The sequence below is a fragment of the Streptomyces sp. NPDC059909 genome (assembly GCF_042730885.1).
Lineage (GTDB): Bacteria > Actinomycetota > Actinomycetes > Streptomycetales > Streptomycetaceae > Streptomyces.
In genome coordinates, this window is sequence record NZ_JBHWKX010000143.1 from 1 (window position 1) to 8,606 (window position 8,606).

An 8,606-nucleotide genomic window follows, 5' to 3' on the forward strand; every position below is an offset into this window, starting at 1 on the left:
GGTCGACTGCCTGTACCAACGAGCTCCGTTGCTCTGCGTCGGAAATTGTTCAACGGGCTTGCGTGACCTGCGAAAACGCTAACTACCCGGCCTTGAGCCAAACCCCGATATCCGCAGGGGCCGTACGGTCGTCTACACCCTGCACGCGCACTTGGTCTTCACACCCAAGTACCGGCGCGGACCGTTCACCCACGACATCCTCAACCGCTGCGAAGAGATCATGCGCGCGGTCTGCGAAGACTTCGGCGCGGAGCTGCGGGAGTTCAACGGTGAGACCGATCACGTCCATCTGCTCGTGCACCACCCGCCGAAGGTCGCTTTGTCCCGGCTGGTAGGCAGCCTCAAGGGCGTCTCAGCCCGCAGACTCCGCCAGGAGTTCCCCGCCCGCATCCGCACGTACCTGTGGGGCGCACACTTCTGGTCCCCGTCCTACTTCGCCGCCTCCTGCGGCGGCGCCCCGCTCAGCATCATCAAGGAGTACATCGAGAACCAGAAACGTCCTGGCTAAGGACAACAGTGCAGACCCGTGATCAGCACGGGTCAGGGCAATCGAGACAAGCGCTTCCTCCCGGGCGCGAACGCCCGGGGTTCCGCGCTAGATCGTGCTGAACATCCGGCGGCGGGCGTACGGGTCACCGTACGTTCGCCGCATGGACGTCATCGAGGTGCTTCCCCAGCTGCACATGTTCCGTTTCCCGATCGGCCAGGCCTACCTGTGGCGGGACAGCGACGAGCTCACACTGGTCAACGCGGGCCATGTCCATGCCGCCCCCGACATCGAGAAGGCGGTGCGCGGCCTCGGACTCGACCCCGCGCGCATCCGCCGGATCGTGCTGACCCACTGCCACCGTGACCATGTCGGTGCGGCGCAGGAGCTCGCGGACCGGTACGGGGCCCAGTGCTGGCGCACGCGCTGGACGCGCCGGTGATCCGCGGCGAGGTGCCCGAGCCCGTACTGCTCGACTGGGAGGTCCCGCTGTACGAGCACGGGCTCACGGTGCCCGAGGCGCCGCCGGCCCGGGTGGACCGGGAGTTCGCGGACGGGGACGAGCTCGGATTCGCGGGCGGGGCCCGGGTGGTGCATGTCCCGGGCCACACCGACGGCTCGATCGCGGTCCATCTGCCACGCCACGGAGTGCTGTTCACCGGGGACGCGGTCGCGTCTGTGGGACAGGTGATGCTGGGCGTGTTCAACGTGGACCGGGAGCGGGCGAAGGCGTCACTGCGCCGGCTGGCCGCGCTCGCGCCCACGACGGTCTGCTGCGGGCACGGTGACCCGGTGACCGCGGACGCCGCGGCTGCACTGGACGCGGCGGCGGCCGAGGCCTCGTCCGATGGCGCATGACCCGGCGGCGTACGGGCACCTTCGGGCCGCCGTTCACCCCACCGGAACGCCGGCCTCCAGGTTGAGCACGGTTCCGCGCTCGCGGGCCCGCAGTGCCCAGCGAAGGCGTTCGTAGCGGACGGGCGGGAGCATCCGGGCCGCCTCCTCCTCGGAGGCGAACCGCCAGCCCCGCAGTTCCGACCCCGGCAGCAGCACCCGTGCGGCCGCCTCGCCGCTCAGCCGTCCGCCGTCGAAGAGCAGCCGCAGCCCGCCGTAGCCGGGCGGCCGCGGCGGCTCCCAGTCGACGACCAACAGGCGTGGTACGGCGTCGAGATGGATGCCGATCTCCTCGGCGACCTCGCGCATCCCGGCGCGGGCCGGGGCCTCGCCCTGCTCCACGACTCCGCCGGGGAACTCCCAGCCCGGTTTGTAGGTGGGGTCGACGAGCAGCACCCGGTCCTCGTCGTCGAAGAGCAGGACCCCGGCGGCGAGTGTCTCGGCGGTCGGTTCGGGTGTCTGCACGATCTCGCAGATTCCGGCGGCGCCGGTGCGTACGGCCTCGGCGACGGCCTCGGCGGTCTCGCGGGGCGTCAGATACGAGGTGTCGACGACGTGAGCGTCAGTGGTGAGCCAGCCGAGGGCGTTGCGGTAGGGCTCGATGTGGTCGTACGCCCATTGCCGTACCCGCTGTTCGGCGTCGGGGTTGTCGGGTTCCTCGCGTTCGGCGATCCGCGTCCGCAGGATCGTTTCCTCCGGGGCGAGCAGGACATGGCGGACCGGTATGCGGCGGGCGGCGAGCCCGCCGAAGATCTCGTCGCGGTACTCCTGGCGCAGCACCGTCATCGGCACGACGAGCACGCCTCCGACCTCGGCGAGCAGCGCGGCCGCCGCGTCCACGACCAGTCGGCGCCACATCGGCAGGTCCTGGTAGTCGGTCACCTCGTCGAGGCGTTTCTGCGGCAGGAGATACCGCAGTGCCCCTCCGATCACTTCGGGGTCGTACACAGTGCTGTTCGGGATCAGATCGATCAGTTCGCGAGCGGCAGAGGACTTGCCCGCGCTGAACGCACCGTTGATCCAGACGATCACGGTTCCCCCTCTTCCGTAGCCCCCAGTGGACTGCCCGCAACACCCTGCCACGGAAACCCGTGTCTCCGGGCGAGTCGGACCGGCCGCATCCGTGCCCGCAACGGCGCCCGTGTCCGCGGCGGCGCGGGCCGCAACTGCCCGAAGCCGTCGGGGCGTAACAGATCCGGAGGGCGCGTCGTTGGGGATCACGACGAACGAGGGGGTGCGCACATGCGCCGCAGGGTGCTGGAGATGTTTCCCGCAGGGGGTCCGTGGGGCAGCCGGCCGGCGGAGGAGTTCGCGCGTGCCCGGCGCGACGAGGGCCTTCCGGCAGAGGTCGTGATGGACCTCGACACGGACGCGTTCCTCGTGGTCGTCCCCCACCAGCCGACCGAGCCGGGCCGCCACCCGCTCGGCTGACCCCCGTCGGGGCCCGGCTCAGCGCGTTGTGAGCTCCGGCCGCGGCGCGTTCGCGGCTGGGTCATTGCTTCAAAGTCCCGTCTGCCCTGCGGCCCTTCGGGCGGACGGCGCTACGTCGAAGCCACTCCCCAGGGCCGGCAGCTCGTCCACCGACCACTGGTCGTAGACGTGCTCGCCGTACTTGACGGCGAGGACCCGGCCGTCGCTGCCGATCAGGAAGTCGGCGGGAAGCCCCAGACGTCCGCCGGGCTGGCTGCGCGCCGGTCCGCGTTCCCTTCCGCGGGCCATCTCCCGGGCGCTGCGTGCGACCGCCAGGACGATCGGGCCCCATGCGCGCGGACTGAGCAGCGAGCGGGGCGCCGACTCCACGCCGAACTCGGCGTACAGCCGCTTGCCGGGATCGGCGATCAGGGCGAAGGGCAGGTCCGCGGCGTACTCGGCGAGCTCATCGGCCGGCGGGCGAGGGAACCGTCCCCGCACCCCCACCCCGTTCAGCCGTTGAGCGTCGCCGCCGTCTCGCCCCTCAGCACCGGCGAGGCCGCGGCCGCCGCCCCCAGCAGACCCGCGTCCGTACCGGTGAGGGCCGGGGCCACGACCAGGCCCTGGACGAAGGAGAGCGTGGCGTAGTCGTGCAGCGCCCGCCGCAGCGGGGCGAAGAGGACGTCACCCGCGCCCGCCACACCCCCGCCGATGACGGCGATGCGGATCTCCACGAGCGACGCGGTCGCGGCGATCCCCGCGGCCAGCGCCTGGGCCGCCCGCTCGAAGGACGCGATGGCGACGGGGTCACCGGCACTCGCCGCCACGGCGACGGCGGCCGCCGAGGTATCCCCGTCGGGACCCGGCCGCCAGCCGTTCTCAAGGGCACGGCGCGCGATGTTGGGGCCGCTTGCGATGCGCTCCACGCAGCCGCGCCCCCCGCACGGGCACGGGTCGCCGTCGAGGTCCACGCTGATGTGGCCGAGGTGGCCGGCGTTGCCCGTCGGCCCGGGGTGCAGCTTGCCGCCGAGGACCAGACCGCCTCCGACGCCCGTCGAGACCACCATGCACAGCGCGTCGTCGTAGCCGCGGGCGGCGCCCTGCCAGTGCTCGGCCGCGGTGATCGCGACACCGTCCCCGACGAGTTCGACACGCAGCCCGCCGGAGGCCGCACGCACCCGCTCCACCAGGGGGAACCCACGCCAGCCGGGCACGTTGACCGGGCTCACCGTACCGGCGGACGCGTCCACCGGCCCCGCGCTGCCGATGCCGACGGCCGTCGCGTGCAGCCACAGCGGTGACGCCGCGAGCTCACCCAGCACCGACTCCACGGCCCGCATCACCGTCTCGCCGTCCTCGCGCGCCGGCGTCGGCCGCTGGGCCCGCACGAGAATGCTGCCGCTGCTGTCCACCAACGCGCCGGCGATCTTGGTGCCGCCGATGTCGAGCGCGGCGACGAGGTCGTTATGCATGGGTGTGCGATCTCCAAGGGACGAGCAGCTAGGACGCACCGCGGACCTGCGGCTTCGATGACCAGTCTCCATTGCCCTGACAACGTTGTCCAGGGCCTATGCTCGACGCCACAGCCTTGCACAGCACGACAATCTCCGCAGGGCGAACCCATGTGCCCGCCGAGGGCGCACCGACGACGACAGGACAGCGCACTGTGGCCGAGTTCGCCCGCCGCCCCGAGACCGTCCGCTACGGCACCCGGCCCACGATGAAGGACGTGGCCGCGCGCGCGGGAGTGGGGCTCAAGACGGTCTCGCGGGTGGTGAACGGCGAGCCCGGCGTCACCCCGGACACCGAGCGGCGCGTGCAGGAGGCCATCGAGGCGCTGGGCTTCCGGCGCAACGACAGCGCCCGGGTGCTGCGCAAGGGCCGTACGGCGTCCGTGGGGCTGGTCCTGGAGGACCTCGCCGACCCCTTCTACGGTCCACTGAGCCGCGCGGTGGAGGAGGTCGCCCGGGCCCACGGCGCGCTGCTGATCAACGGGTCCAGCGCGGAGGACCCGGACCGCGAGCAGGAGCTGGTGCTCGCGCTGTGCGCCCGCCGCGTGGACGGGCTGATCGTGATCCCGGCGGGCCACGACCACCGCTATCTGGAGCCCGAGATCAAGGCGGGCATCGCGACGGTGTTCGTGGACCGGCCCGCCGGGCGGATCGACGCGGACGTCGTCCTGTCGGACAGCTTCGGCGGCTCCCGGGAGGGCGTGGCCCATCTGATCGCGCACGGGCACCGCAGGATCGGGTTCATCGGCGACCAGCCACGTATCCACACGGCTACGGAGCGACTGCGCGGCTACCGCGCGGCGATGGAGGACGCGGGGCTGCCGGTGGACGAGCGCTGGGTCTCGCTCGGCTCGACCGACCCCGAGCGCGTCACGGCCGCGGTGGAGACGATGCTCTCGGGTCCCGACCCGGTCACCGCGATCTTCGCCGGCAACAACCGGGTGACCGTGACGGCCGTACGGGTCCTGGCGGGGCGTGAGACGCCGGTCGCCCTGGTCGGGTTCGACGACATCGAGCTCGCCGATCTGCTGGGCATCACCGTCATCGCGCAGGACGCGGCGGCACTGGGCCGTACGGCCGCGGAGCGCCTGTTCCGCCGGCTCGACGGAGTGGCCGAGGAGCCCGCCCGCGTCGAGCTGACGACCCGTCTGATCGCCCGCGGCTCGGGGGAACTTCCGCCGAGCGGCTGAGCCGCGCCGACGGGCGGGCGGCGCTGCCGCCCACTCGCGGGTGCAGCCGATCGGGCGCGGCGCCGAGAGGCTCGGCCCGGAGGCGAGCAGGTCACGCACGGGGAACAAGGCACGGCTCCCCCAGCCCACTGAGCGGCCATCAGCACGGCTCATAATCAGGGGCGTTTGCACCCGCCACCCGCTTACGCTCCTCACCATGGCCGAACTCGCCGCCGACGAGCGGATATCGGAAGGGTCACGCCCGCTGTGGCGGGACCGCGACTTCAGTGTCTTCTGGGCCGCGCAGACCCTCTCGGTCGTCGGGGACTCCTTCGCCCTGATCGCGCTGCCGCTGCTGGTGCTGCACGCAACGGGATCCGTGGCGCAGATGGGACTGCTGACCGCCGTGGCCGGTGCGGCCTCGCTCGTGGCAGGGGTCTTCGCCGGGGTCGTGGTGGACCGCGTGGACCGCAGGAAGCTGCTGATCGCGTGCGACGTCGTTCGCATGGTCCTGTACGCCCTGGTCCCGCTGGTATGGCTGTTCGGCCCGCAGATCTGGCTGCTCTTTGTGCTCCTGCCGCTGGGCGAGGCGGTGGGGATGCTGTTCGCCGTCACCTATGTCACCGTCGTCCGGAGCCTTGTGAGCGGCAGCCGGATCACGGAGGCCAACGGCAGGCTCAACGCGACGGCCGCGGCGGCCGGGGTGGTCGGACCGCTGTGCGCGGGCGTGGTGGCGGCCCGGTTCGGGCCCGCGGCGGCGGTCGGCGTGGATGCGGCGAGCTTCGGCGTGTCCGCGGTCTGCCTGAGTTTCGTACGGTTCCGGGGCGGCACGCGGGCGACCCCGACCGGGCGGACGTCGGGTTCGGATGCGAAAGCGGCTCCGCAGAGGCTGTGGACGGACCTGATCGCCGGGGTGTCCTTCCTGCGCCGGCAGCCCGTGCTGCGGGCCCTGACCGTCCTTCTGTCGGTCTTCAGTTTCCTCACGCTCGGTCTCAACGACCTGCTCATCTACCACCTCAAGCACGACCTCGGCCAGAGCGACGGCGCGGTGGGAACGGTCTTCGCGGTCGGGGCGATGGGCACGATCACCGGAGCGCTGCTCGTGGCACCGATCCGCCGCGGGCTCGGCTTCGGCGCGACCTGGATCGGCGCGGTCGCGCTCTGCGGGGTCGCCGTGGCGGGCATCGGCTGGGCCGGCAGTGTGGCGGGCGTTGCGGTCATGACCGCGACGTTCCTGGGCTGCGCAGGCATCGCGGGGACGTGCTCGATGTCCCTGCGCCAGGAAGTGACCCCTGAACACCTGCTGGGGCGGGTCACCTCGGCGTTCTGGACCATCCACTACTCGGCAGCCCCGGTCGGCGCAGCCGTACTCACCTGGGCCGCGCAACGCCACGGAACGGCCCCGGTGGGCCTGGCCGCCGGTGCATGCTGCCTGCTGGTGGCGGCGCTGGCGCTGCTCACCCCGGTCCGCCGGCGCCGTCCGGAGCGGTTGCCCGCTCAGACCTGACCGGCGAACTGCCGGCACAGCCCGGGACACCGCTGCCCTGCCCCGTTCCTCGGGACAGGGCAGCGGTGACAGCTGAGGCAAGGGCCGTCGGGTGCTACTGGGCCGTGGCCGTCAGGTCGCCGCGCCGCGGCCGCGCGAAACCGTCGAGCTCGGCGCGCGTCAGCCCCGTGAGGCGGGCCACCTCGTCCTCGTCCAGGGCGCCGCAGTCGAGCCCGCGCAGCAGATAGCCGCTGAGGGCCTTCGCGGTGGCGGGCTCGTCCATGATGTCGCCCTCGGTCCTGGCGACATACGCGGCAAGACGGGCCGCGGCCGCCTCCATGCCCTCGCGGTAGAACGCGAAGACGGCGGCGTAGCGGGTCGGGAGGTGGCCCGGGTGCATGTCCCAGCCCTGGTAGTACGCACGGGCCAGCGCGCGGCGGGTCAGACCGTAGTGCAGCTTCCATGCCTCGTGGACGTGCTCGGTGGAGCCGACGGGCAGCACGTTCGTGGAGCCGTCGGACACGCGCACGCCCGTGCCGGCCGCGGCGACCTGCATGACCGCCTTGGCGTGGTCGGCGGCCGGGTGGTCGCTGGCCTGGTACGCGGCGCTGACGCCGAGGCAGGCGCTGTAGTCGAAGGTGCCGTAGTGCAGTCCGGTGGCGCGGCCCTCGGCGGCGTCGATCATGCGGGCGACGGTGGCGGTGCCGTCGGCGGCGAGGATGGACTGGCTGGTCTCGATCTGGATCTCGAAGCCGATCCGGCCCGCGTCCAGGGCGTGGGCCTTCTCGAAGGCCTCGAGGAGCCGGACGAACGCCGTGACCTGCTCGGGGTAGGTGACCTTGGGGAGGGTGAGGACGAGACCGCCGGGGAGGCCGCCGTGCTCCATCAGGCCGGTGAGAAAGACGTCCGTGGTGCGGATGCCGCGGTCGCGTACGGCGGCCTCCATGCACTTCATGCGGATGCCCATGTACGGGGCCGCGGTGCCCTTCGCGTACGCCTCCGAGATCAGCCGGGCGGCACGCGCGGCGTCCGCGTCCTCGTCGCGGCCGTGGTAGCCGTCCTCGAAGTCGACGCGGAGGTCCTCGATGGGCTCGCGCTCCAACTTGGCCCGTACGCGTGTGTACACCGGCTCGGCGAGCTCGTCGGACAGGCCGAGGACGCGGGCGAGGGTGGCGGCGTCCGGCGCGTGCTCGTCGAGCACGGCGAGCGCCTGGTCGCCCCAGGATCGGATGGTGTCGGCGCCGAAGGCGTCGCCGGGTACGTAGACGGTGTGGATGGGCTGGCGGGTGCCGGGGTCTCCCGGGTAGCGGCGGGCGAGCTCCGCGTCCACCGGTGCGAGGGAGGCGCTGATGCTCTCGCTGACCGCGCCGGCGAGGCTCGTCGCCACCTTCTCCTGCTGACCCATCGCTGCACACCCTCCTGTTTTCCGCTGCACGGAATCAATAATCCGTATGGTGAAGTTAGTCGGGTGGACTGACCTGCGTCAATGGTCCCCTGCAACGGCATGGGGCCGCGCGGTGGGTTCACCGTGCGGCCCCGTGGCGGGCGTGTGCCGGGGGTCAGCCCTTGCGGGTGTTGATCTCCTCGGTCAGCTGCGGGACGACCTGGAAGAGGTCGCCGACGACGCCGTAGTCGACGAGGTCGAAGAT

8 protein-coding genes and 1 pseudogene are annotated in these 8,606 nt (G+C 72.2%); 5 read left to right on the forward strand and 4 right to left on the reverse strand.

The window, feature by feature from the left end:
- The first annotated feature begins 109 nt into the window (after window positions 1-109).
- Complete coding sequence (tnpA, locus tag ACFV9O_RS38705; RefSeq protein WP_385427338.1) at window positions 110-508, forward strand: IS200/IS605 family transposase; 399 nt, start codon at window positions 110-112, stop codon at window positions 506-508.
- 142 nt (window positions 509-650) lie between these two features.
- Window positions 651-1,345: pseudogene (locus ACFV9O_RS38710) on the forward strand (MBL fold metallo-hydrolase).
- 33 nt (window positions 1,346-1,378) lie between these two features.
- Here the strand turns inward: ACFV9O_RS38710 and ACFV9O_RS38715 are convergent.
- Entirely contained in the window at window positions 1,379-2,413 is a 1,035-nt protein-coding gene (locus ACFV9O_RS38715; RefSeq protein WP_385427324.1) for an NUDIX domain-containing protein, read from the reverse strand.
- Between the two features lie 210 nt (window positions 2,414-2,623).
- Here ACFV9O_RS38715 and ACFV9O_RS38720 point away from each other — a divergent pair, with 210 nt between their 5' ends.
- On the forward strand, window positions 2,624-2,812 hold the full coding sequence (locus ACFV9O_RS38720) for a hypothetical protein (RefSeq protein ID WP_385427327.1): 189 nt from the start codon (window positions 2,624-2,626) through the stop codon (window positions 2,810-2,812).
- Between the two features lie 69 nt (window positions 2,813-2,881).
- Here ACFV9O_RS38720 and ACFV9O_RS38725 read toward each other — a convergent pair whose 3' ends face one another.
- Window positions 2,882-3,292 carry an AhpC/TSA family protein gene (locus tag ACFV9O_RS38725; RefSeq protein ID WP_385427329.1) on the reverse strand — a complete coding sequence of 137 codons (411 nt, stop codon included), beginning with the start codon at window positions 3,290-3,292 and terminating at the stop codon, window positions 2,882-2,884.
- Between the two features lie 11 nt (window positions 3,293-3,303).
- On the reverse strand, window positions 3,304-4,263 hold the full coding sequence (locus ACFV9O_RS38730; protein WP_385427331.1) for an ROK family protein: 960 nt from the start codon (window positions 4,261-4,263) through the stop codon (window positions 3,304-3,306).
- A gap of 248 nt (window positions 4,264-4,511) precedes the next feature.
- Between ACFV9O_RS38730 and ACFV9O_RS38735 the strand changes: the two genes are divergently transcribed.
- A complete protein-coding gene (locus ACFV9O_RS38735; RefSeq protein ID WP_385427341.1) occupies window positions 4,512-5,492 on the forward strand; it encodes a LacI family DNA-binding transcriptional regulator in 981 nt (326 codons plus the stop codon).
- 196 nt (window positions 5,493-5,688) lie between these two features.
- On the forward strand, window positions 5,689-6,978 hold the full coding sequence (locus tag ACFV9O_RS38740; protein ID WP_385427333.1) for an MFS transporter: 1,290 nt from the start codon (window positions 5,689-5,691) through the stop codon (window positions 6,976-6,978).
- A 94-nt stretch (window positions 6,979-7,072) separates the two neighbouring features.
- On the opposite strand, the gene ACFV9O_RS38745 is transcribed toward ACFV9O_RS38740, so the two are convergent.
- The gene (locus tag ACFV9O_RS38745; RefSeq protein WP_385427336.1) at window positions 7,073-8,362 is read right to left on the reverse strand and encodes a DUF6986 family protein; all 1,290 of its coding nucleotides are present in this window, start codon (window positions 8,360-8,362) and stop codon (window positions 7,073-7,075) included.
- Between the last annotated feature and the right edge of the window lie 244 nt (window positions 8,363-8,606).